Annotated in this window: 20 protein-coding genes; 6 read left to right on the top strand and 14 right to left on the bottom strand. The window is 32.2% G+C overall.

Annotation, left to right across the window (positions count from 1 at the left end):
• Nucleotide 1 precedes the first annotated feature (1 nt).
• From O9267_RS03535 to O9267_RS03565, 7 genes are all read right to left on the bottom strand, one after another.
• A complete protein-coding gene (locus O9267_RS03535) occupies nt 2-4,336 on the bottom strand; it encodes a CusA/CzcA family heavy metal efflux RND transporter (protein WP_298176030.1) in 4,335 nt (1,444 codons plus the stop codon).
• 72 nt (nt 4,337-4,408) lie between these two features.
• Nucleotides 4,409-5,788 (bottom strand): HAMP domain-containing sensor histidine kinase, encoded by a 1,380-nt coding sequence (locus O9267_RS03540; RefSeq protein WP_298176032.1) that lies wholly within the window; start codon nt 5,786-5,788, stop codon nt 4,409-4,411.
• A 2-nt stretch (nt 5,789-5,790) separates the two neighbouring features.
• A complete protein-coding gene (locus O9267_RS03545) occupies nt 5,791-6,459 on the bottom strand; it encodes a response regulator transcription factor (protein WP_298176034.1) in 669 nt (222 codons plus the stop codon).
• A 2-nt stretch (nt 6,460-6,461) separates the two neighbouring features.
• Nucleotides 6,462-7,784: a DUF3570 domain-containing protein gene (locus O9267_RS03550; RefSeq protein ID WP_298176037.1), complete on the bottom strand. Its 1,323-nt coding sequence runs from the start codon at nt 7,782-7,784 to the stop codon at nt 6,462-6,464.
• Between the two features lie 147 nt (nt 7,785-7,931).
• Complete coding sequence (locus O9267_RS03555; protein WP_298176039.1) at nt 7,932-8,144, bottom strand: DUF4266 domain-containing protein; 213 nt, start codon at nt 8,142-8,144, stop codon at nt 7,932-7,934.
• Nucleotides 8,145-8,149: 5 nt separating this feature from the next.
• Nucleotides 8,150-9,136 carry an FAD:protein FMN transferase gene (locus O9267_RS03560; RefSeq protein ID WP_298176041.1) on the bottom strand — a complete coding sequence of 329 codons (987 nt, stop codon included), beginning with the start codon at nt 9,134-9,136 and terminating at the stop codon, nt 8,150-8,152.
• Nucleotides 9,136-9,567 (bottom strand): thioredoxin family protein, encoded by a 432-nt coding sequence (locus O9267_RS03565; RefSeq protein ID WP_298176043.1) that lies wholly within the window; start codon nt 9,565-9,567, stop codon nt 9,136-9,138. The genes O9267_RS03560 and O9267_RS03565 overlap by 1 nt, the downstream gene beginning before the upstream one ends.
• Nucleotides 9,568-9,773: 206 nt before the next feature.
• Between O9267_RS03565 and O9267_RS03570 the strand changes: the two genes are divergently transcribed.
• From O9267_RS03570 to O9267_RS03585, 4 genes are all read left to right on the top strand, one after another.
• The gene (locus O9267_RS03570) at nt 9,774-11,867 is read left to right on the top strand and encodes an LTA synthase family protein (RefSeq protein ID WP_298176046.1); all 2,094 of its coding nucleotides are present in this window, start codon (nt 9,774-9,776) and stop codon (nt 11,865-11,867) included.
• Nucleotides 11,868-12,176: 309 nt separating this feature from the next.
• A complete protein-coding gene (locus O9267_RS03575) occupies nt 12,177-12,548 on the top strand; it encodes a DoxX family protein (RefSeq protein ID WP_298176048.1) in 372 nt (123 codons plus the stop codon).
• Between the two features lie 51 nt (nt 12,549-12,599).
• The gene (locus O9267_RS03580; protein ID WP_298176051.1) at nt 12,600-13,061 is read left to right on the top strand and encodes a hypothetical protein; all 462 of its coding nucleotides are present in this window, start codon (nt 12,600-12,602) and stop codon (nt 13,059-13,061) included.
• A gap of 220 nt (nt 13,062-13,281) precedes the next feature.
• On the top strand, nt 13,282-15,033 hold the full coding sequence (locus tag O9267_RS03585) for a DUF4209 domain-containing protein (protein ID WP_298176053.1): 1,752 nt from the start codon (nt 13,282-13,284) through the stop codon (nt 15,031-15,033).
• 136 nt (nt 15,034-15,169) lie between these two features.
• On the opposite strand, the gene mnmE is transcribed toward O9267_RS03585, so the two are convergent.
• Nucleotides 15,170-16,564 carry a tRNA uridine-5-carboxymethylaminomethyl(34) synthesis GTPase MnmE gene (gene mnmE, locus O9267_RS03590; RefSeq protein ID WP_298176056.1) on the bottom strand — a complete coding sequence of 465 codons (1,395 nt, stop codon included), beginning with the start codon at nt 16,562-16,564 and terminating at the stop codon, nt 15,170-15,172.
• Nucleotides 16,565-16,932: 368 nt separating this feature from the next.
• On the opposite strand from mnmE, the gene O9267_RS03595 reads away from it, so the two are divergent.
• Entirely contained in the window at nt 16,933-17,763 is an 831-nt protein-coding gene (locus tag O9267_RS03595) for a universal stress protein (protein WP_298176059.1), read from the top strand.
• Nucleotides 17,764-17,847: 84 nt separating this feature from the next.
• Here O9267_RS03595 and dnaN read toward each other — a convergent pair whose 3' ends face one another.
• From dnaN to O9267_RS03620, 5 genes are all read right to left on the bottom strand, one after another.
• Nucleotides 17,848-18,966, bottom strand: a complete 1,119-nt coding sequence (dnaN, locus tag O9267_RS03600; RefSeq protein ID WP_298176061.1) for a DNA polymerase III subunit beta — start codon at nt 18,964-18,966, stop codon at nt 17,848-17,850.
• 105 nt (nt 18,967-19,071) lie between these two features.
• On the bottom strand, nt 19,072-20,757 hold the full coding sequence (gene gldG, locus O9267_RS03605) for a gliding motility-associated ABC transporter substrate-binding protein GldG (RefSeq protein ID WP_298176064.1): 1,686 nt from the start codon (nt 20,755-20,757) through the stop codon (nt 19,072-19,074).
• Nucleotides 20,757-21,482: a gliding motility-associated ABC transporter permease subunit GldF gene (gene gldF / locus O9267_RS03610; protein ID WP_298176066.1), complete on the bottom strand. Its 726-nt coding sequence runs from the start codon at nt 21,480-21,482 to the stop codon at nt 20,757-20,759. The genes gldG and gldF overlap by 1 nt, the downstream gene beginning before the upstream one ends.
• Nucleotides 21,483-21,566: 84 nt before the next feature.
• Complete coding sequence (locus O9267_RS03615; protein ID WP_298176069.1) at nt 21,567-21,863, bottom strand: antibiotic biosynthesis monooxygenase family protein; 297 nt, start codon at nt 21,861-21,863, stop codon at nt 21,567-21,569.
• 10 nt (nt 21,864-21,873) lie between these two features.
• Nucleotides 21,874-22,722 carry an SAM-dependent chlorinase/fluorinase gene (locus O9267_RS03620; protein ID WP_298176072.1) on the bottom strand — a complete coding sequence of 283 codons (849 nt, stop codon included), beginning with the start codon at nt 22,720-22,722 and terminating at the stop codon, nt 21,874-21,876.
• 118 nt (nt 22,723-22,840) lie between these two features.
• On the opposite strand from O9267_RS03620, the gene O9267_RS03625 reads away from it, so the two are divergent.
• Nucleotides 22,841-23,791: a PhoH family protein gene (locus O9267_RS03625; RefSeq protein WP_298176075.1), complete on the top strand. Its 951-nt coding sequence runs from the start codon at nt 22,841-22,843 to the stop codon at nt 23,789-23,791.
• A gap of 60 nt (nt 23,792-23,851) precedes the next feature.
• Here O9267_RS03625 and O9267_RS03630 read toward each other — a convergent pair whose 3' ends face one another.
• Nucleotides 23,852-24,565 carry a YebC/PmpR family DNA-binding transcriptional regulator gene (locus O9267_RS03630; RefSeq protein ID WP_298176078.1) on the bottom strand — a complete coding sequence of 238 codons (714 nt, stop codon included), beginning with the start codon at nt 24,563-24,565 and terminating at the stop codon, nt 23,852-23,854.
• Nucleotides 24,566-24,634: the final 69 nt, after the last annotated feature.

Here is a 24,634-nt window from a genome sequence, read left to right on the forward strand (position 1 = left end):
ATTAATTTAGTGTAAGGTATTGTAAATCAAATTGAGTTCTGTTGTAATTGTAAACGTTTTCAAGATAATCAACCTGAATAGTTGTGGCATTTTCTAAAGAGGTTATGTATTGAAAAAAGTCAATTTCGCCATGTTTGTAACTCATGTTTGCAACTTTAATGATTTCATTGGCTAACTTTTCGCCATATTCGTTGTAATATTTTATGGCTTCGTTGTATTTCAATAGTTCTTCATTTTTTTGAGCGATGTATTTGTCGATTTTAGTCAACTCATTTTGCTTTTGTTGCTCCCAACTTTGCGATTCAATTTTGGCAACTTGTGTTTTTGTTTTAGTACCGCCAAATAAAATAGGAACCGATAAGCCAACCTGAAAACCATTCAAGCTATTGGATAATCCGCTATTATTTCCTTGAAAATATTCTAAATTAATATCAGGTAAATACTGTTGTTTTTGGAGTTTTTCATTTGATTTATTTGATTTTGTAATTGCTTCAAAATAGGAATTATAAATTGCTTTATTTGAATTTTTTTCCAAAGAAAGAATTGGAACAAGTTTATTTGTTTTTATCTCAGTTTTCTCTTCTGATTGAAGTAAAGCTTGCAACTGTTCGTAATTGGATGCCTTTTCTTTTTCTATTTGAGAAAGCTTGGTTCTTATTTGTCTAAATTTACTTTGAGCCGTAATTTTTTCTAAATAATTAGTTTCTCCTAATTCAAATCGTCTGTCGCTTGCTTTAGAGAAATTTTGGTACAAACTATCTAAATAACCAAATAATTTTTCTTGATGTTGCAGGTAAACAATTTGATTATAAACTTGGGCAACACTATTTGAGAGTTGATTTTTAGTAATTTCAAAACCTGCTTTTTCCTTTTCGTATTCAGCAGAATAGAAGTTTTTCTGTGAACCATAAACCGTTGGAAAATTGAATCGTTGCTGAACTCCAAAAACTTTTAAAGGTTCATTATTTAAAGCCAAATTGTTTTGATCGTAACTGTAATAGACATTGGTTTTATCAAATGAATAAGCACTTTTTATATTGGTTTTATATTTATCAACTTGCAATTGTGCTGCTTTTATTCCTTTATTGTTAGCATGTGCTTTTGTAAGTAAGCTATCCAATTCTGCATTTTTATTTTGTGAAAACGCTAACGATGAAAATAGGAAAAGAGCAATGATAGTAACATTTTGATGAATTTTGAACTTGGCTTTTTTGCCTTCTTTTTTATCTAAAAGTTTGAATAAAACAGGAAGAACTATCATCGTTAAAATTGTTGCCGTAAATAATCCGCCAATTACTACTGTTGCCAATGGTCGTTGCACTTCGGCACCTGCTGATGAAGAAATTGCCATTGGTAAAAATCCTAAAGCTGCAGCAGCTGCTGTTAGCAAAACAGGTCGTAATCTATCGGTTGTTCCTTTTAAAATTAGCTCGTTTATGTCTTTCATTCCTTGATGTTTGAGTTCTTTAAAATGTTCGATTAATACAATTCCGTTTAGTACTGCAATTCCGAATAGCGCAATGAATCCAACGCCTGCCGAAATACTAAATGGTAAATCACGAATCCAAAGAAACAATATACCACCAACTGCCGAAAGTGGAATTGCTGAATACACCATCAAAGCTTCTTTTACCGAACCAAAAGCAAAATACAATAAAATAAAAATCAAGAATAAAGCAATTGGAACAGCTATCATCAAACGAGCTTTTGCACTTTGAAGGTTTTCAAATTGACCGCCATAAGTAACATAATAACCCGATGGTAGTTTGATTTTGGTTTCAATTATGTTTCTAACATCGTCAACAACACTTTGTAAATCGCGATTTCTTACGTTGATTCCAACAACAATTCGGCGTCGTGTATTGTCTCTAGAAATTTTCGCTGGACCTTCGGTATATTCTATTTCAGCCAATTCTTGCAACGGAATTTGTTCACCATTTGGAGTTGGAACATATAGATTTCTCAAATTATCAATATCCTGGCGATTGCTTTTGTCTAAACGAATCACTAAATCAAAACGTTTTTCGCCTTCAAATACGGTTCCAACTGTTTTTCCTGCAAAACCTAACGCTATAGTTTCATTCAAGTCGGCTATATTCAAACCATAACGAGCAATTTTGGAACGATTATAAACCACGCTCATTTGAGGCAATCCTTCCGTCTTTTCAATAATTATGTCAGAAGCTCCTTCAACTCCTTCGATAGCGTATTTAATTTGTTCGGCTCTTTTGGCTAAAACATTCAAATCCTCACCAAATATTTTCACGGCTACGTCACTTCTTGTTCCTGAAATTAATTCGTTAAAACGCATTTCTATAGGTTGTGTAAACTCAATTTCCATGTTTGGAATTTGTTCCACAATTGCAGCTTTAATTTTATCGGCCAACTCATCTTTAGAATCGGCTGAAACCCATTCTGATTTTGGTTTTAGTTTTACAATAATATCACTTTCTTCCATGCTCATTGGATCGGTTGGTACTTCGGCAGCACCAATTCTACTTACAACTTGCTCCACTTCGGGAAAGTTTTTTAGGATTATTTTTTCGATTTTGGTCGTAACTCCTATCGTTTTGGTTAAAGATGTTCCAGTTTTTAAAACAGGTTGAATCACAAAATCGCCTTCATCAAGTGTTGGAATAAATTCGCCACCCATAGTTGAAAATAAAAAGATAGCACCAACTAAAAGTCCGAGTGCGCCATAAATAACTTTTTTAGAGTTTCCAATTGCCCAAGTAATTACTGGTAAATACCACGAATTCATTTTGTTAATTAATTTAGCCGAAAATGAATTTGGGTTTTCTTCTTTTGGTTTTAAAAACAAGGAAGAAACTACAGGAACATAAGTAAAACAGAATAACATCGCTCCAACTAATGCAAAGCTAAAAGTCATCGCCATTGGTTTAAACATTTTACCTTCAACGCCTGAAAGTGTGAGAATTGGAATAAAAACAATCAAAATAATTAACTGTCCAAAAACGGCAGAATTCATCATTTTGGAAGCACTTTTATAGGTGATTTCGTCAATTTGAATTTGTTGATCTTCTTTAGAAAGATGAACTAAATGTCTTGACTTATGCGCTATTTGAAAAGCAATAAATTCTACTATAATAACGGCTCCATCGATGATTATTCCAAAATCTATTGCGCCTAAACTCATTAGGTTAGCATCAATTCCGAAAATATTCATAAATGAAATGGCAAATAGTAAACATAACGGAATTACTGATGCGACAACCAATCCTGAACGCCAATTTCCTAGTAAAAGGACAACGACAAAAATTACGATTAGACAACCAAGAATTAAGTTTTCTGCAACTGTAAAAGTCGTTTTGCCAACCAATTCACTTCTTTCTAAAAACGCATTGATGTAAACGCCTTTTGGTAATGTTTTTTGAATTTCGGCAACTCTATCTTTTACGTCACTTATAACTTGTTTTGAATTTCCGCCTTTTAGCATCATTACTTGACCTAGCACTTTTTCGCCTTCACCATTTCCAGTGATTGCACCAAAACGATTGGCACTACCAAATTGTACTTGAGCAACATCTTTTATGTAAATAGGTAAACCATTGGAATTGGTGACAACTATATTTTCAATGTCTTGCAATGATTTTACTTTTCCTTCACCACGAATAAAATAACTTTGATTTACTTTTTCAATATAAGCACCACCAGCAATACTATTGTTATTTTCTAAAGCAGAAAAAACATCAGAAGTATTTATATTCATTGCCTTAAGCTTGGTTGAATTAATAGCAACTTCGTATTGTTTTAGATAGCCACCCCAAGTATTGATTTCTACAACACCTTTTATTCCTGATAGTTGGCGTTTTACAACCCAATCTTGAATGGTTCTTAAATCGGTAACAGTATATTGGTCTTTATAAGCTGGTTTTACGTCTAAAACATATTGATAAATTTCACCTAAGCCAGTTGTAATTGGTCCCATTTCTGGAGTTCCAAAACCTAGTGGAATTTTTTCGGAAGCCGTTTTAATTTTTTCTGCAATAAGTTGTCTTGGCAAGTAAGTTCCAATTTCATCATCAAAAACGATGGTTACAACTGAAAGTCCAAATTTAGAAATAGAACGTATTTCTTTGACATTCGGCAAGTTAGCCATTTCAATTTCAACAGGATAGGTTATGTATTGTTCAATATCTTGAGTGGAAAGATTGCGAGAAGTTGTAATAACTTGTACTTGATTATTGGTAACATCAGGAACGGCACCAATTGAGATTTGAAATACAGAAAAAATTCCAAATGCAAAAATGGTTAAGGTAAATAGTAAAACAATTAGTTTGTTTTTTAAACTAAAGGCAATTATTTTCTCAAGCATAGTGTTGAATTTTCTTTTGACAAAGATATTTCAACCACTTTCTTTTTGTCTTAAGAACGGCTTAAGCTATCCTTAATGGAAACTTAAAAATACCGAAGTTCCACTATTTTCTTTACTTTCAATTGCGACATCAATAGTCAACAATTCGCATAGTCTTTTTACAATTGATAAACCAAGTCCAGTGCCTTTGATTTCAGGATGATTAATCGCTTCGGAACGATAAAAAGAATTGAAAATTTTATTCAAATCTTCAGGAATTATCCCGATGCCAGTATCAGAAATGCAACAATTTATGGTTTCATTTTCTTTAGAAAGCGAGATGTTAATCGTTCCATTTTCTTTAGAATATTTTATGGCATTCGAAATAATATTACTCAAAATTATGGAAACCAAATAACTGTCTGATTTGATATAAAAATCTTCATTTAATTTGGCTTCCACTTGAACATTTTTGGATTTAATTTTAGTAGAAAAACGAGCAATGTTATCTAAAAGTAAAGAATTCAAATGCACAGATTCATTCTGAATGTTTTTCTTTTGATTTTCAAATCTTGCTAGTAATAGTAATTGATCAACCAAATTATTCACGCGATTAACTTCTGAAATACAGAAATTTATTTTTTCTTCATATTCTTGTTTTTCGCGTGGCTTGCGAATTAATACTTCAAGTGTTCCTTTGATAACTGCTAATGGTGTTCGTAACTCATGAGAAGCATCAGAAGTGAATTGTTTTTCCCTTTCTATAGTATTTTCAATTCGGTCTAAAAGATGATTGATAGTTTCAGAAAGTTTATGAAGTTCGTCTTTATTTTGGGGAAGTTCAATACGTGATTTTAGATTGTCTTTGGTAATTCTACTAGCCGTATCTATTATTGAAGTTACGGGTTTTATACTTCTACCAGCAATTAATCGTGCAATTAAAAAAAGAACAACTAAAATTAGCGGATAGGTAATAAGCAAGGTTTTAGATAAATTATGAAGCACCATTTGCGAATCTTCAAGCGACATGGCCACTACTAAATAGCCTTTTTTTACCGCTTGATGGTAAATTGGAACTTGAATTTGACGAATCGTTTTGTTGACAAATCTGGTGTCAAATAATTCGTGATCATGTCGATTTTTATAAAAGTGAAGACTGTGAATTTTTAAATTGGGTGACTTCTCGTTGATGTTTCCTTCTGAATCATAAAATTGAACAAAAACTGGATTTACAGCAACCGTATTATGTTCTCTTTCTTTCCATTCGTCATCATGATTTAGCCCGATACGGTCGCCTTTTACTTCTATTTCTGTTAGATGTTTATCGACTTCACTTTTTATATCGCTGTTAATATGGCTATAAACACTGTATTTTACAATAGTAAATATGGCAAAAAACACAACAAAAATAAGTAATGCTGTGCTAATGATATAATTGAAAGCAATTCTATTTCTGAATGAAAAATTTAGCATTTTTAGTTTAAATCATTGGCAATATAGCCAACACCACGAATGGTTTTTATAAGTTCTTCGTCTTTATTTATATTTAGTTTTTTTCTGATGGCGTTCATAAAAACGTCAATTACGCCTGTATCGTATTCAAAATGAATATCCCAAACGTCTTCTATAATTTGTGTTCTAGAGCAAACTTTGCCCTTGTTTTTGATTAAATAAAGTAATAATTCATATTCTCTTTGAGTAAAAGAAATTTCCTTATCATCTACATAAATCTGAAAAGTTAGGGTATTAATTTTGATATTTCCCAGCGTATAAACATCGGATTTATTTTCTTCTTTTAGATGAATTCTAATTCTTAAAAGTAATTCTTCAAATGAAAAAGGTTTTTTGATGTAGTCATTCGCGCCAGCTTTCAAACCTTCAATAGTTTCTTGAATGGTATCTTTGGCAGTAAGAAATAGGATAGGCGTTTTGGTATCGGTTTGTCTAATAGCTTTGCAAACTTCTAAACCAAACATTTTGGGTAACATCCAATCTAGCAAAATCAAATCTGGTTTTACCGAATTGGCTAAATCCAAACCCATTTTGCCATCTTCGGCAAGATATATTTCATAACCTTCTTCTTCCAAACCTTGTTTTAGAAAATTTGAAATTCCTTTTTCGTCTTCTACTAGTAAAATTTTCATTTTTATTGCATTACAAACTTAAATCCGATAGTGGCAATATTTGCTTTTAGACCATCCGTTCTTTCATAACGATTAAATCGGAAATCAATATTTTTTATACCAAATTTCCAAATTTTTGCACTTGTAAAAATATCGGTATAGGTCAACCCAAATCCGTATTGATTGGCATCAAAAGTGGATAAATCATAGTCAGAAGTATAAAACTCTTCGGTTGAAACATGCTTTTCAAATGGAGCAAAATATTTAGATTGAGTTTGTGTATAATAACGATACATAGGTGACAACGTAAATTTATCAGACAATTTTATTGGTAATTCAATTGAAGCTGTGTGTGCTTTCAAATCCCAATCATCCGAATAATAACGATAATAAGTTCTAACAACTACTTTTTCACTTATAAAATAGTTCCAACGTAAGCCAATTGGTAATTTGAAACGTGTTTTTGGTAAACGTTCAATATCATCTGCTAACCTGTAAACACTTAGGTTATTTGGACTTTCATAATTAGGAATAGCATTTGCATCTCCAAAATAATAATTGGCTTTATCTGCAAAATAAATTCGGTGATACGGAGTTGACAACATTCCTTCTTGTCTTAAAACATCAAAGAAAACCGAAACTTGTGATTTTTTTGTCAATACCTGAGAAAAACCAACAGAAGCAGAGTAGGAGTTACGCGCTGTTGAATCCCATTTTTTAAACATAGGAGTGTAAGAAGCACCACCATAACTACTATAATTTCCATCAGTCAATTCTTTTGGATAAATAGGTCTCCATTGATCTAAATAAGCATTTACTTTAAAAGAAATTTCAGAATTTTTATTGTTTAATAATTTTGTAACACCGCCTCCAAATCCGAATGAAGTATAATCATATTCATTAGAAAAGGAAACGTCGGCATTCCATAAAAAGTTTCTGTCATCACTGCTATGGCTGTAATTTAAGACCAAAGAAGCCAATGCATCTTGCTCAGAAGCACCAGATGAACTTTGCCATGGAGTAGGGTTTTTAGAATCAAAAGGATTGATGTTGCTAGAAGAAGCCGATGTATAAGCCGAAAGTCCAACATCAACAGTTAGAACATCATCATCATTTAACGGCATTGCAACTATAATATTAGAAGCAATGTCTGACAATTTTTCCGAACCCATACCACCAGAAACAGAAGAATGAACCCCTTTTTGATTGTAATAACTGGCCAAAAAGTCAACTTCTGTACTTTCAAGAACTCTTTTCTTGAATACTAGTGTTGTGTCTTTTTCCTTCTCTTGAGAAAATCCAAAACTTGTAATAATTAATGCTAGTATTAATAAGCTGTATCGCATTTTATGTATGTTGTATTACTGTAAACTGTATATTGTATTGTTGTATATTGTAAATTCTATATTGTTAGATGTGATTAATTTTTAATTCCAACTTCTAACTTCTAACATCTAACCTCCATCTTCCAACTTCCATCTTCCAACTCCCATCTAATTACATCCACAACCACCGCCAGATTTTCCGCCGTTGGCACCAGCAGCAGCTTCTCTATAGACTTGAAATGTAGTTTCATATCTTTCGGCTGTTCTAGCAGATAGTTTCATGTCAGGATCGTTTATTTTTTCTTTTTCGTATTCTTTTACCGAACTACAGGATTGTAATCCAATAATTAGCGTAATTAGTAAGGCTATCTTCTTTATCATGGCAATTATGATTTATATTTTTTACTATTTATTCCTTTTGAACTGTGAATTTTTCCTTTATCATCTACAATTATGCATTCAATTCCTTTTAGTTGATTTACCAAATCCAAACCAACTTCTACACCCAAAACAAAAATACCTGTAGCCAATGCATCTGCAATTTCTGTTTGTTTGGCAAAAACCGAAACACTTACAATACCTTGAGCAGGATAACCTGTTCTAGGGTCGATAATATGTGAATATCTAATATTGTTAAAGATAACGAATTTTTCGTAACTTCCTGATGTTTCCACGGCACTATCTTCTAGCGGAAAAGTGGCAAAAACTTTATTCTTATTCATCGGATTTACAATTCCGACTGTCCAAGGTTTTCCGTCTAATTGTTTTCCCCAAGTATTGATGTCACCCGAAACATTTACAATTCCAGAAGTACAACCTTTACTTTGTAACAATGCTTTTATTTTATCAGCGATATAACCTTGACCAATTCCGCCCAAGCCGAGTTTCATGCCTTCATTTTTTAGGAAAATTGTTTTTTCATTTTCATCTAAAACAATGTTTTGATAACCAACTTTTGCAACCGATTTTTTGATGGCTTCCTCAGTTGGCATTACTTTCATACTTCCGTCAAATTTCCAAATTTTATCCATCGAAGCATACGAAATATCAAAAGCGCCATTGGTTAATTTTGAAACCTTGATAGCTCTTTCTACCAATTCATAAACTTCATCGTCTACTTTTATGGGTTTGATACCCGCATTTTGATTGACCTGTGATATTTGTGTGGTCGGAATCCAATCTGAAATTAAATTTTCTATTCTTTTCACTTCATTTACAGCCATTTCTGCAAATTGATTTCCTTGAATAGAATCTTTGGCAACAACCGTTATTTCAAACGGACTTCCTAGCATGGCTAATTTTTTCTTATAAACAATTTGTCCATTAGAAAAAACAGAAGTTAGTATAAAAGCTATAAATAGAAAGTGTTTCATTATTTTTGAAATGAATTTATAATAGCAATATAATCTTCAGCAGAAATATTTTTGAAGCCTTCCATTCCAATGGCTTTTCCTTCTGGATTTAATAAAATAACTAATGGGAAATTACCATTTTTATTATATTTTTCAGCTAATTTTTTATTGCTTTCTGCCAATTCTGGTGCAAGTGCATTTCCTTTTTTCTTCGGAAAATCGGCTTTATACAGAACCCATTTTTCTGATTCTTTTTTGAAAGCGTCCGATTGCCATACGTTTTTATCTAACTTGATGCAAGGCGCACACCAATCGGAACCTGAAAAAACTAGTAGAATGTTTTTATTTTCTTTGGCAGCAATAGATTTAACTTCATTAAAATCAGATTTCCAATCTTGAGAATAAACACACGCCGAAAGCAGTAATAAAGTAGATAGAATTATTTTTTTCATTTTTTTTGAGTTGAGTTTTTTTATAAAACAGTTTCATTCGAAATTACCCTACTAAACTAAATGTTGTTTTTAATAGAATTAATTCATAACAATTTAACGCAAATCTCGTGCAAATATTTCAATGATAATAGTTCTTAAGCAAATATTAAGTTACTATGATAGTTGGTATCTTAATTTGTAAGTTACATTTGTGTTAAATTAACATTATGCAATTTTTTAAAAAACATTCACCTTTCTATAATTTAGGAATTCTATATATAGTTTCAAGTTTATTTCTACGTTTAATTTTACTATTTCATCCAATTACGCAATCTAGTTTTTCTTTTGGCGAAATAGTAAAAGTATTTCTAACAGGTTTTATATCTGATTTATTGGTTTTTATTGTTGCAAGTGCTTTTTTGTGGTTGTATTTACTGTTTTTATCTGATTCAAAATACAACAAACCTTGGGGTTATATCATTTTTGCATTGCTAGTTGGATTATTGCTATATACACTTTCAGGAAAATCTATTTTGCATGAATACGGCGGTTCGTTACCCGAAATCGGAATCGCATTTATCGGTCTAAAAACCGTTTTATTCGGATTTTTATTGTTCTTGCCTAAATGGAGAAAACAACTGCGTTTGGTTTTGTTTTCAATAGCGGTTTTCATTTTTGCTTTGGTAATTATTCAAAATGCAATTAGTGAATTCTTTTTTTGGAATGAATTTGGTGTTCGTTACAATTTTATAGCTGTTGATTACTTGGTTTACACCAACGAAGTTATCAAAAATATTATGGAGTCTTATCCAGTTGTTCCTTTGTTTACAAGTGTTGTAGTTGTTACATTGATAGTATCGTATTTCATTGTAAAACGCTCAAAACCATTTTTAGATAATTTACCTTCATTTACCGAAAAAATAAAATCACTTGGAGTTTACATTGTGCTCTTTATTGCTGCCACTTTTTTAATTCCAGTTTTGGCTAAACAAGAAACGTCGCATAATGTTTTTGCTAACGAATTGCAAGCCAACGGAATGTATCGTTTTTACTTGGCGTTTATGAACAGCGAATTAGATTATGACAAATTCTACAAAACCTTACCAGAAACGGAAGCTTTTGCGTTGTTACAAAAACAAATTCCAGCAATTACACCTAATTTTTCAGCTAGAACTATTCAAAGCACCAATCCAGAAATTCGTAAAAATGTGGTGCTTATAACCATTGAAAGTTTGAGTGCCGATTTTCTAAAAGCCTACGGAAATGAACAAAACATAACACCTTTTTTAGACAGTTTGGCTTTGCAAAGCCTACAGTTTTCCAATTTATATGCTGTTGGAAATAGAACCATTAGAGGTTTAGAGTCGGTTGTGCTGTGTTTGCCACCAACAGCTGGCGAAAGTGTAGTGAAACGCAAAGACAATAAAAACAAATTTTCAACAGGATATGTTTTTAAAACAAAAGGGTATAGCGTTAATTTTCTTTATGGTGGCGATGCTTATTTCGACAATATGGAAGACTTTTTCAGTGGAAATGGTTACGGAATTGTGGACAAGAAAACATTGAAACCAGACGAAATTACTTTTTCTAATGTTTGGGGCGTTTGCGATGAAGACATGGCTAAAAAAGCGATTGCGATTATGAACGAAGAAGCCAAAACTGGAAAACCTTTTTTTAATCATTGGATGACGGTTAGCAACCACCGACCATTTACGTATCCTGAAGGTAAAATAGATATCGATTCGCATGCCAAAATGCGTGAAGGTGGCGTTAAATACACTGATTATGCTTTGAAACAATTTTTTGCAATGGCGCAAAAACAAACTTGGTTCAAAAATACTGTTTTCCTTATAGTTGCCGATCATTGCGCTTCAAGTTCGGGGCATGTTCAATTGCCACTTGATAAATACCGTATTCCAGCTATGATTTATGCACCAGGATTTATTCAGCCGTCTGTTTGCAACAAAATGATATCACAAATTGACTTGATGCCAACCTTATTTGGACTTTTGAATTTCAACTACCAAACTAAATTTTTTGGGCAAGATGTTTTGAAAGATGATTACAAACCAAGAGCGTTTATGGCAACCTACCAAGATTTAGGATTATTAAAAGACAATGTTTTAACGATACTTTCTCCAAAGCAAAAAGTAAAACAATTCCAATTGAAGTTACAGCCAAAAGGAACTATTTCAACCGATTTTCAAATTTACTTTGAGCAAACGCCTTTAGATAAGCAACGTGATGATTTAGTAAACGAAACGGTTTCTTATTACCAAACAGCGAGTAATTTGTTGAAAAACAAGAAGTTTGATAAGTAGTTGTTTTTGGAAGTAAAGCTAAGTAACGAGAGTTCGATATAAAAGCCAAAAAAAACATTGACCTTTTTACACGAATTACACTAATTAACACGAATTGAAGAAGGAAAATTACACCAATAGAATCTGATAAATCAGATTTTAATTCGTGAAATTTAATTATTAAAATTATAATTTGTGTAAATTCGTGCAATTCGTGTCTTTACCTATAAAAATCTTATAGAACTCACGTTAAATACTTATATCATTTATCCAAAACTATTTTTTTTATATTTGTAATAGTTAACGAATCTAACCAATAACTTAACAACTATGAAAAAAGAAAAAATACTATTTTGGACAGCTACAACGCTTATCGCTTTATTTGAAGGCGTAATGCCAGCTTTGACTTCGCAAACAGAATTGGCTAAAGAAGGAATAAGACATTTAGGATATCCCGAATATTTCGGAAACGTATTGGTGGTTTTCAAAATTTTAGGTGTTTTGATATTAGTTATTCCACAAGTTCCCAAACGACTAAAGGAATGGGCTTATGCAGGTTTTACTTTCAATTTTCTTTTTGCAGCCATTAGCCACGGAGCAGTTGATGGCGTAAACGGACAAACATTTTTCCCATTTGTTGTATTAGGGATTTTAGCGGTTTCTTATGTTTATTATCACAAGTTGAATGCCAGCAAGAATTAATAATTCATGTTGTTTCTAGATTAACCACAATAGCTCTAAAATAGACAGAAAATGAAATTTTTTAAAATCATATTTGTAGTTCTTATTGTGGTTCCATTGCTATTTGTGTTGTTCAACAAATCAGATGAACCTAATCTTGACGGAGATTGGACAGCCAAACAGATTATTCTAAACCAAAAACAAATTTATCCTGCCGAAATAGACAACTATTATGATGTAAAATACCAAGTTAGCATCAATAGTATGTCTGATTCAATTTTTTTACACCGTGATACTATAAGTGCAAGTTTCAAAAGGATTAAAGAAAATGATACTAAAGAATATGTTATACTATCTTCCAAAGAAAGTGCATTGAATGGAAAATTTTCTATCGATATTGATACAATCCACACGGGTGCACGTTCTTATAAAGTCAATTTGAAGTTACAATCAAATAAAACATTAATACACATTCAAAGAATAATTAATATTGGACCATGGAAACCCGAGTTTCCCAGAAAAGGGCAAGTGTAAAAGAAATAAATCCAAATTCGCAAATTACAAATCTCAAACCTCGTATTTACTACAAAACCTATTTTAAGTAAATAAATCTTACAAGAAATGTGGTTGGTAATAGTTTTTTTGGTAATTTTGAGAAATATGCTACAATAGACATTTATTAACTTCTGTGAATATTTGTTTTAGTTCTGTTTATTTATAAGTTAGCAGCAAGCTTTAGAACCAACAACAAAAAATGACATCATCTTCAAATCCTGAATTTTATAACTCATTAGAAAATTTTAAATCTTTGAGTATTTGGAATATTCAAAAAGAACTACAAGAGGTTTTACCAAAAGAGGGTAATTGGGATGATAATATCATTACTGAAAGAAAAGTACTTTTTCTTAATTTAAACAATGGAAAATTAATTTCAAATGCCTTAGTGACTGATATAAAAGGGAATGTATCTGATGAATTGAATTTTAATGCAAAAGAATATGAATACTTAAAAATTCGTTTAGAAGAATCAAATAATAGTTGGTTAAAATCAAGATATGCTCATATTCTTTGGAAGAAAACTAAGCATAAAAAATTTGCTGAAAGTGCTCTTGAAAATTATTCTAAAATCATTAACGAAATTAAAGCCGAAGAAAGTCGAGAATTTACAATTCTTATTTCGGCAATTTTATATATTTCCAAAACAACCAAATTAGACATTGAAAAAGTTAGGGAGTTTATTACGGAATTATTAAAAGAAATGCCGATTTGGATAAAAGGAGAAATATTAGCTCAAGCTCTTCATCATAATATAATTGAGAAAAGTGAATTAACCCAAATAGCTAATAGTCTTGAAACTTACGTTGAGTTAAAGAATCCTGTATCATATTCTATGAATCAAAATAACTTAAATACTTTTTTACATTTATATAGAAAAATTAGAAAATCTCCCGAGGAAATTTATTCGCTTTTCGCGAAAAATGAAGATTTAATCCTAGAGCAACATCCAAACGACGAAGACTTCATCAAAATAACATACTTGGGAAACAAAGCTATGTATTTAAAACAAGCTAAAGAACTTGTAGAATATGACAAAGCAATGTGTGAGTATAATCGCTTGAAAACAAAAGTTAAGTTAAATAAAATTAGTATTCCTCTTAATGATGAAAGTGCTCAAAAATTTAATGAATATTTAAATCTAAAAACTAAATATTTACTTCAACTTTCTACTGAGGAAATCCTTTCATATTTTTCAATTAATGAAGATATTTTAGTTGATTCTGAAGTTATTAAAAAAACTGTTGAAGGACGAATAAAAAACTCTTTAATGTATCTTTTTAGTACAACAACATTTGATATTAATACAAATTTTAAAGTTTTAAGTGATAAAGAAAAAGTTGACAAGCAATTTCTTCAAAGTTATATTATTGCACATAACATACAATGCTATCCATTATTTTTGAAAGTTTTCACTCAAGGTATAATTTCGGGAAAATTGAATTACTATAAAGTTTTTTCTTTTTTAGAAGCACATAGCTGGTATGGACAAAAAACAAAAAGAAGTATTTCCGCAAATGAAATAGATGAAAATTCTTCTTGGCTAAGTCTGTTAGCACCAGGTTTACATAATCTATTTGCTCAACATGAATTATCAGTTCTTTTAAACACAAATAGAGTTAATAACTTTATACTATCTATCGATTCATTAACGCTTAAGTTTGAAGGTGCAATGCGAGATTTTATTAAACTTTCAGGTGGTAACACTAGTAAAGATCATAAAGGGGAAATAAAAGAACAACTTTTAGAAGAATTATTGGAAAATGAAATCATACAAAAGTATTTTTCTAAAAAAGACATTGAGTTATTTAAAATGACTTTTACCTCAAGAGGAAAAAATATTCGAAACAATGTAGCGCATTGTTTTATGGAATATTCTGATTATAGCTTACAAGTTGCATCTTTAATTTTTTTATGTATTCTAAGATTAGGTAAATATACTCTTGAGTAAACTAGATAGTGAGCAATAGCAATCAGTGCCCACAATAAAGATTACTTGCCAGCCAACATGAAAGAAACCAACTTTATCATCAACAGAAGCCTTACCGATAATGCTCCGCGAGAGCTAATTATCAACAAAGACTTTCTTATTTACCAATGCAAAAGTTAGCAAAGATATTCCCAAGCAACTCATCATTAGTGACTTCGCCTGTAATTTCGCCAAAATAATAAAGTGCTTGCTTAATATCAATTGCCATCAAGTCAGACGAAAGATTAGACTGTATGCCAAACTGCACTTTTTGTATTTCCTCCAAAGCCTTCAACAACGAATCATAATGACGCGTATTGGTCACAATAGTCTCGTTATTGCGCAATGCACCAGTGTTCACAAAAGAAAGCAAAGTGTTTTTAAGTTCGTCAATACCTGTTTTTTCCTTAGCACTTAAGAATTGTATATTGTCAATTGTATATTGTATACTGTTTTTGTCTTCAGTAGAAAGTAAATCTGCCTTATTAATTAGAACTACAATAGGTTTTAAAGGAAATTTGTTCTTAATTTTCTCAAACTCAATTTTCACCGATTCCAAACTTCCAGCTTCCATCATCCAGCTTCCATCCAAAATATACAAAACCACCTGCGCTTGCTCAATCTTCTCAAAAGTCTTCTTAATTCCGATACTTTCCACCACATCTTTAGTCTCACGAATACCGGCTGTGTCTATAAATCTAAAACCAATGCCGTTTATAACCAATTCATCTTCAATAGTATCACGCGTTGTGCCTGCAATATCCGAAACAATAGCGCGTTCCTCGTTGAGCAATGCATTCAACAAAGTTGATTTACCAACATTAGGTTCACCAACAATCGCCACTGGTATCCCATTTTTGATAACATTTCCAACCGCAAAAGAGTCGATAAGACGTTTTAGTACAAATTCAATACGGTTTAAAAGCTCTTTAAATTGGGTTCTATCGGCAAATTCAACATCTTCTTCGGCAAAGTCCAATTCGAGTTCTATAAGCGAGGCAAAGTTTAGCAATTCGCCACGTAATTTGGCAATTTCGTTACTAAAACCACCACGCATTTGCTGCATAGCAATTTGGTGAGAAGCTTCATTATCACTCGAAATCAAATCGGCCACCGCTTCTGCCTGCGATAAATCCATTTTCCCGTTCAAAAAAGAACGCAAGGTAAATTCACCAGCCTGTGCCATTTTGCAACCCTTACGAAGCAATAATTGAATAATCTGCTGCTGTATAAAAGTAGAACCGTGACACGAAATCTCAATTACATCTTCACCCGTATAAGAATTAGGACCTTTAAAAATAGAAAGCAAAACCTGATCATACACTTTGCCATCTTCTACAATATGCCCAAGATGAATAGTATGCGTTAGCTGCTTAGTAATATCCTTACCCGAAACCGATTGAAAAACCTGAGAGGCAATAGCCAACGCCTTTTCTCCAGAGATTCTAATAACAGCAATAGCACCAGCTCCAGATGGAGAAGCCAAAGCAACAATCGTTTCGTGTGAAATCATAATCCTAATTTTTGACAAAGATACTAATTTAGAAAAGAATTTATTCCACAAGAATTCCACTCGAATTTCACATGAGTTTCACACGAATTACAAATGGATTTCACACGAATTTCACCAATTTACACGAATTATGCTGCATAAAAATTTCACGAATTTTCTCCATCTTAAATACCTTATATGCTTTATATGGTTCAAAAATAATAGCATAAGTAATTCTAATTTGTGCTAATTAGTGTAATTGGTGTCTATAACTTCAATTCGCTTCTAACATCAAATCAATGTTAAATTATTGTGAATATGATGGTTATCATGTTTTTTGGATCAGAGATAGACTAACTTTATAGTATTAAATCCAATACTTACTAATTATGAAAAAGATTCTATTTCCAACCGATTTTTCTAAAGTAGCCAACAACGCTTTTGTGCACGCTTTAGAATTGGCAAAAATTGTTCATGGCGAAGTTATATTGCTACACACATTTGAGTTGCCAATTGTTGATAATCAATTTTTTCCAGAGAATTATCAAACTCTTTTCGATACTATAGAGCTTTCTAAATTTGAGAAATTTAAAGACGAATTGCCAGCCTTGAGAGCCATTGCCGAAGAGAGAAACCTAGGACATATAAAACTATCACACCGATTGATGGATGGAAGTTTGATATACAACATCAAAGAATGTATTAAATTAGATAAAATCGACTTTGTTGTAATGGGAACTTCAGGAGCAACAGGCTGGAAAGAAATGTTTATGGGAACCAACACTGGCGAAGTCATTACTTCAATAGGTGTTCCAGTTTTGAGTGTACCATTAGAAGCAAAATTTACTAAAATAGAAACAATTGGTTTCACCACAAGATTCAGAGAAAAAGATAGAGATGCATTGAAACAAGTTATTGCTATTGCTAAAAAAACCAATGCTAAAGTAAAATGTTTGTACGTAAACACAAAAGAAAGCGACAATACAGAAGCCACTTTTGATGACTGGAAAGATTATTTTAAAAATGAACCAGTTCAATTCTTCATCTTACCGAGCGATGAGGTAAAAGAAACTATATTAGAATTTATAGCCAGCCAAGAAATAGATATTCTAGCTATGCTAACCTACAAACGAAGCTTCTTTGAGTCACTTTTCAGCTCAAGTTTTACGGAAAAATTGTCTTATACAAGTGATATACCAATTTTAGCACTTCACGAATAAAATCAATAACTTCATTACTAAAAACTGAAAAACCTTCCTGAATAAATCGGGAAGGTTTTTGCTATGGTTGGGTTAGTTAAGATACTAGTTATTCAACATTACTGGCATTACCAACATGGTTACGGTTTCGCCATCATCCAATCCGTCAACTGGTGTTAAAATACCAGCACGGTTTGGCATTGACATTTCCAACATAATCATGTCTGATTGTAAGTTGGTTAACATCTCAGTCAAGAAACGAGAATTGAAACCAATTTGCATATCATCACCTTGGTAATCGCAAGTCAATCTTTCTTCTGCTTTGTTAGAGTAGTCAATATCTTCGGCAGAAATATTCAATTCTGTTCCTGCAATTTTCAAACGAATTTGGTGGGTAGTTTTATTAGAGAAAATAGCCACACGACGAACAGAATTCAAGAATTGAACTCTATCAATCATCAATTTGTTAGGGTTTTCTTTTGGAATAACCGCTTCATAATTAGGATATTTACCATCAATCAATCGACACATTAATACATAATTTTCAAAAGAGAAGGTAGCATTTGCATCGTTATATTCTATTTTAACTTCCGCTTCAGAAGCACCTAGAATGCTTTTTAGAATATTCAAAGGTTTTTTAGGCATAATAAAATCAGCTACTTGAGACGCTTTTACATCAGTACGAGCATATTTTACCAATTTGTGAGCATCTGTTGCTACAAAAATCAATCCTTCTGGAGAAAATTGAAAGAACACACCCGACATTACTGGACGTAAATCATCGTTTCCAGCAGCAAAAATAGTTTTGCTAACAGCAGTTGCTAACACTTCGGCAGGCACTAGAGTAGTGGAAGGATCATCTAAACTAACAGATTTAGGAAATTCTTCACCTGGTGCATAAGCCAATGCATATTTACCTGAATTAGAACTAATTTCGATAGTGCTATTTTCCTCAACTGTAAAAGTTAACGGTTGTTCAGGAAATGTTTTTAAGATTTCTAATAAAAGTTTGGCAGGTACAGCAACGCTTCCTTTGCTTTTAGATTCAATTTCTAAAGTTGCTGACATGGTTGTTTCTAAATCAGAAGCTGAAACAGTTAAGGTTTTGCTGTCTAATTCAAACAAAAAATTATCTAAAATAGGTAAGGTATTACTACTGTTAATAACGCTTCCTAATACTTGAAGTTGTTTTAATAAGTACGAACTCGATACTATAAATTTCATCTTTCTTGTTTTTTATATTTTAAAAAAAGTAAAAACGGGTTTACTTTTTTTGATAGCTACAAATATATTCTAATCTTGCTTATATTAAAAAGAATTTTATCAACATTAATTAGCATATTTTCTTTTTCTCAAAAATGTAAATAGAAGTCCAAATAGTGCCAAAATTACAATTGGAAGTCCGACTGTTAGGATTTGGGAGCTTGTATAATTTTCTTGTACTTTTTCTACATCAAGCATTGGCAGGCTTACATCTTTGCTTCGAATGTTAATAAGTCCGTTATCGTCTAAAAGATAATTTACACAATTCATCATAAAATCTTTGTTTCCATACAACACACTTGTCCATTTATCATAACCAAGCTCTAAAGGTTGGAAATTTTTATCCAATTGATTTTTGGCAACATCAGCATCGGAAATCACAATCATTTTGGAAGCTTTACCAGTCGTGGCAAATGTTTTATCATCAAAAGGCAACACACGGTTTTCATACATCGAATGAAATTTTCCTTCCAAAAGAACGGCAACTGGCATCATACCTTTGTTGGCATATTCACCCGGATTTGGTTCTTCGGTTACACTTGTCAGACTTATTTCAACAGGCGTTCCAACTGGTCTTGAAAGTTTAGACGATGACAACAAAACCGTTTTAGAAATATCATTTTTCAGAATTTCAATTGGATTTGCAAATTCAAATTTGATTCCGTCAATATTTTTTACAATCGGATGATTTAGAGTTGGGTAAATAAGCGGCGAATATTTCCAAAAATACTGCGTATATTGAGTCGAACTTCCTTGTTGTCCAGTAGCTAATTTTATAGGTGTTGCATATTCATCTTTAATCAAATCTGGACGAATACGAATACCATATTTGAAGAACATATCATTCAAGCCTAAATCGTTAGGAAATGCCAAAGAAGTTCCTGAATCGTTGTATAAACTATCCATTTCCATATTGACTTGATCTACTAACCAAAGCGTTTTTCCACCATTTACAATATATTGGTCTAAAACTTGTTTTTCTTCATCAGAAAACTTTTCTGTTGGTTTTGCAATAATTGCCAAGTCATATTTTTTGAGGTAAGCCAAACTTTCTTGTGGTTTTTTAGCAACAGAATCTAAAGTAAAAGTTCCAATGTAATAATTCTCTCGTACTTGTTTGATAAAATCAGCCATTAGCAAGTCATGCATTTCGCCATTTCCTTTGATAACGGCTACTTTTTTCTGTTTGTCTTTTACAACAGTGTTAAAAGCATTCGCAAAAGCGTATTCCAAATGTTGCACTGAACTATTAACTTTCTCAGCAGTAGAAGCACCCATAAGGTTTTTTAGCAACGGCACTTTGGTGCTTTTGCCTTTGTAAGTAACAATAGCCCACGGAAAAACCATAGCTTGCGATTGTTTACCTTTCTCGTTTACTGAAACATTAATTGGCGTCAAACCACGCTCCATAAACGATTGCATGATAGCTTCTTGTTCGGTTTCGTCTTCTATAGGATTTACAAACTGAAATGTAATATCGCGATTATAAGCCTTGAATTCTTCTAACAACTGCTGCGTTTCGGTTTGCAATTTTTTGAACTCACCAGGAAAATCACCTTTAAGAAAAACATCAACAATAAGCGGTTCTTTCACTTCTTCTAGAATTGATAATGAAGTTTTAGAAAGTGTATATCGTTTATCTTGCGTCAAGTCAAGACGAAAGAAAAAGAAGTTTCCAATGATATTTGCTGCTAGTAAGCCGACAACAATAAGTCCTAATTTCTTTAAATTATTTTGAGTAGTTACTTTCATTACGATTTCAAAGATTTAAGTTTAAAAACAGTGAACGAAAGAAACAAAGCCGTGATGGATACAAAGTAGATAACATCTCTAGTATCAATAACACCGCGACCCATACTTTGAAAGTGATTTTTCATTCCAAGAGAAGCGATTAAGTCTTCAAATCCGGCAATAAGTGTTGAAATTCCATCAAAACCAAAATAGAAAAAGAAGCACAAGAAAACAGCAATAATAAAAGCAACAATCTGGTTTTCAGATATAGTTGAAGTAAAAATCCCGATAGCAGAATAAGCTGCAATTAGGAATAACAATCCAAAGTACGAACCTAAGGTGCTTCCCAAGTCGATATTTCCTTCGGGTAAACCCAATCCGTAAAGAATGTAAGCATACACCAATGTTGGAATTATCGCAATTACGATTAATAGAAAGGCACCTAAAAATTTACCATTTACAATTTGCCAAATAGACAAAGGTTTTGTTAGTAAAAGCTCGATTGTACCTTGTTTCTTTTCATCAGAAAAACTGCGCATTGTCACGGCTGGAATCAGGAAAATAAGAATCCAAGGTGCAATGGTAAAAAACGGTGTCATATCGGCAAATCCTGAATTCAAAATATTGTATTCACCTTGAAAAACCCAAAGGAATAATCCGTTGAGCAACAGGAAAATGGCAATAACCAAATAACCTATCGGCGAACCAAAAAAGGATTTAATTTCTCTTAAAACTATTGATTTCATATATTTTTATTTGTTTAAAAGTTTAAGTGTTTAAAAGTTTAAAATGGTTTGATTCGAAACAACTTTAAACTAAGTTAAACAATTTTAAACTAGCGAAACTAACTTATCTACGCTCCACGCTTCTGGTTTGTCGTTGAATAACTTTTTGGTAAAAGTCCAAACTTCGTCAAAAAGCGCTGATTTTCTATAATTTTCCAAATCATTTTCGGTTTCCCAATAACTATAGGTAAAGAAAATACAAGGATTGTTTTTATCTTGATACAACTCAAGAAAACGGTTCCCTGGTGAATTTCGTATGTGATCTTTCATTATTTCAAAATTCTCCAAAAAAGCGGGAATATTTTCTTCATGAAAAGACATTTTTACTATTCGTATGAGCATAATTTATTTTTTATTTAAACACTACTGAAATAAAATCTCTATATCCAATTCCTAATAAACTAGAGGCAGTTCCAACGGTTGACGCATTACTTCTAAAAATAGCTATTTCAAGAAAACCAGCCTCGTTGAAAACAGCTAACTTTTCACCTTCATAATTTTTCACACCATAATTTCCAGCATTGGCAATATCGGAATATTTTGCAAAAATAGTTTTTAAAGTTATTTTTTTGGCGTAAGCGTATTTTTCATTCAAAATTATTTCATAAGGTCTGTTTTTTCCAACTTCCAAAAACAATTGTTTGGTGATATTTGTAACGATATTTCCGAAGTTATCTATATAAATAACAGAACCTTTTATAGTATTCTTATCGTCAGACACAACAGGTTTTAGGTCGGTTATATCTTTTATTTCGTTGATTTCTTTGCCAATAACATTCAGTAAACCACCTTTTGCTAGGTGACAAGCAACTTTTACAAAAACATCCATATCAGTCGCTTGTGGCAATAATCTATCGTGAATATTAATCGCTACTATCTTTTGAGGTACAATTTTTTGAATTAGCATGCTCAATATTCCGTTGTCGGCGCAAACAAAATAATGGTCGTTCCACTGCATGGCAATATGTTGATTTTCCTTGCTTCTTTCGATATCAACACCAACTAAATGCACCGTTCCTTTTGGAAAGCTTGTATAGGCTGAACTTAATATATAGCTTGCTTCAGTAATGTTGAAGGCGTCAATGTCATGAGAAATATCAACTATTTTTGCATCCCAAAATTCAGATAAGATTTTCCCTTTTAAAGCACCAACAAAATGGTCTTTAAGTCCGTAATCGGTTGTAAGGGTAATTATTGACATAAATTTGTTTATAACTATATGAATAGCCTACTTATCTGGCTAACTAATATCATTAAATTTGAAATGATTGCAAAGCTACTAATAATTAGTAAAAAAAATAATTAAAAACCACTTCCATTTGAACGAACGTATCATTGAATTACACGACATCGCTCCAAAAGAATTTTGGGGTGCACAAGACGCTCATCTTGAAACAATTAAAAAATATTATCCCAAGCTAAAAATAGTGGCGCGAGGAACGACACTAAAAGCTTTTGGTGAAAAAGAAGAATTAGATGAGTTTGAAAACCGTTTTAACCGATTAATGTTACATTTTACTCGTTATAATAATATTGATACCAATGTTATTGATAGAGTAATTCAAAGCAATTCACACGAAGAACATCGTATGCCAGACCACGACAAGATTTTGGTTCATGGAATAGGAGGAAAGCTCATAAAAGCGTTGACACCTAATCAGCAAAAATTGGTTGATTATGTGTATAAAAACGATATGGTTTTTGCTATTGGTCCAGCTGGAACAGGAAAAACGTATACAGGTGTTGCTTTAGCAGTCAAAGCATTAAAAGAAAAGCAAGTTAAGCGAATTATTTTAACAAGACCAGCTGTTGAAGCTGGAGAAAATCTTGGTTTCTTGCCTGGTGATATGAAAGAAAAGTTAGATCCATACATGCAACCATTATATGATGCTTTGCGCGATATGTTGCCACCGCAAACTCTCGAAGATTACATATTGAAAGGAATAATTCAGATTGCACCGTTGGCTTTTATGCGTGGAAGAACGTTAGACAATGCTTTTGTAATTTTGGACGAAGCACAAAACACAACGCATTCTCAAATGAAAATGTTCTTAACTCGTATGGGTAAAAATGCCAAGTTTATGATAACGGGCGATCCAGGACAAGTTGATTTGCCAAGAAGAACTATTTCGGGATTAAAAGAAGCCATTTTAATTCTAAAAGATGTAGAAGGAATTGGAATTATTTATCTTGACGACAAAGACATTGTCCGTCACAGATTGGTTAAGAAAGTCATTGATGCTTATAAGAGCATTGAAAATCATGATTAACTAAAAATATAAAAAAACTCTCAAGAAATTGAGAGTTTTTTTATATGTTGATTTTGAATTTTATTCTTCTTCCATTGTGTGATATACGTTTTGTACATCATCGTCTTCTTCAATTTTTTCTAATAGTTTTTCTACATCTGCAACTTGTTCAGCAGTTAGTTTTTTCAAAACTTGTGGTATTCTTTCAAAACCAGAAGACAAAATTTCGATATTTCTATTTTCTAATTCTTTTTGAATAGCGCCAAAACTTCCAAATGGCGCATAAATTAAGATTCCATCTTCGTCTTCAAAAACTTCTTCTGCACCAAAATCGATTAATTCTAATTCTAATTCTTCAGGATCTAATTCACCTTTAGGAATTCTGAAATTGCAAGTATGGTCAAACATAAATTCTACAGAACCTTGTGTTCCCATTGTTCCGTTGCATTTGTTGAAATAACTTCTAATATTAGCAACTGTTCTGTTATTGTTATCAGTGGCTGTTTCTATCAAAAGTGCAATTCCGTGTGGAGCATAACCTTCAAATAAAACTTCTTTGTAGTTAGCGGTATCTTTATCGGTAGCTTTTTTGATAGCGCGTTCTACGTTTTCTTTGGGCATATTAGCCGACTTGGCATTTTGAATAACAGCTCTTAATCTAGAATTTGCTTCCGGATTCGGACCGCCTTCTTTTACTGCCATTACAATATCTTTTCCAATGCGAGTAAATGCTTTAGCCATTGCTGACCAACGCTTCATTTTTCTACCTTTTCTAAATTCGAACGCTCTTCCCATTTCTATGAGTATTTTTTTATTATATAATTTTGAGACTGCAAAAATAGAATATTTACATTGTTATAAAAT

This window comes from Flavobacterium sp. (assembly GCF_027531705.1).
GTDB lineage: Bacteria > Bacteroidota > Bacteroidia > Flavobacteriales > Flavobacteriaceae > Flavobacterium.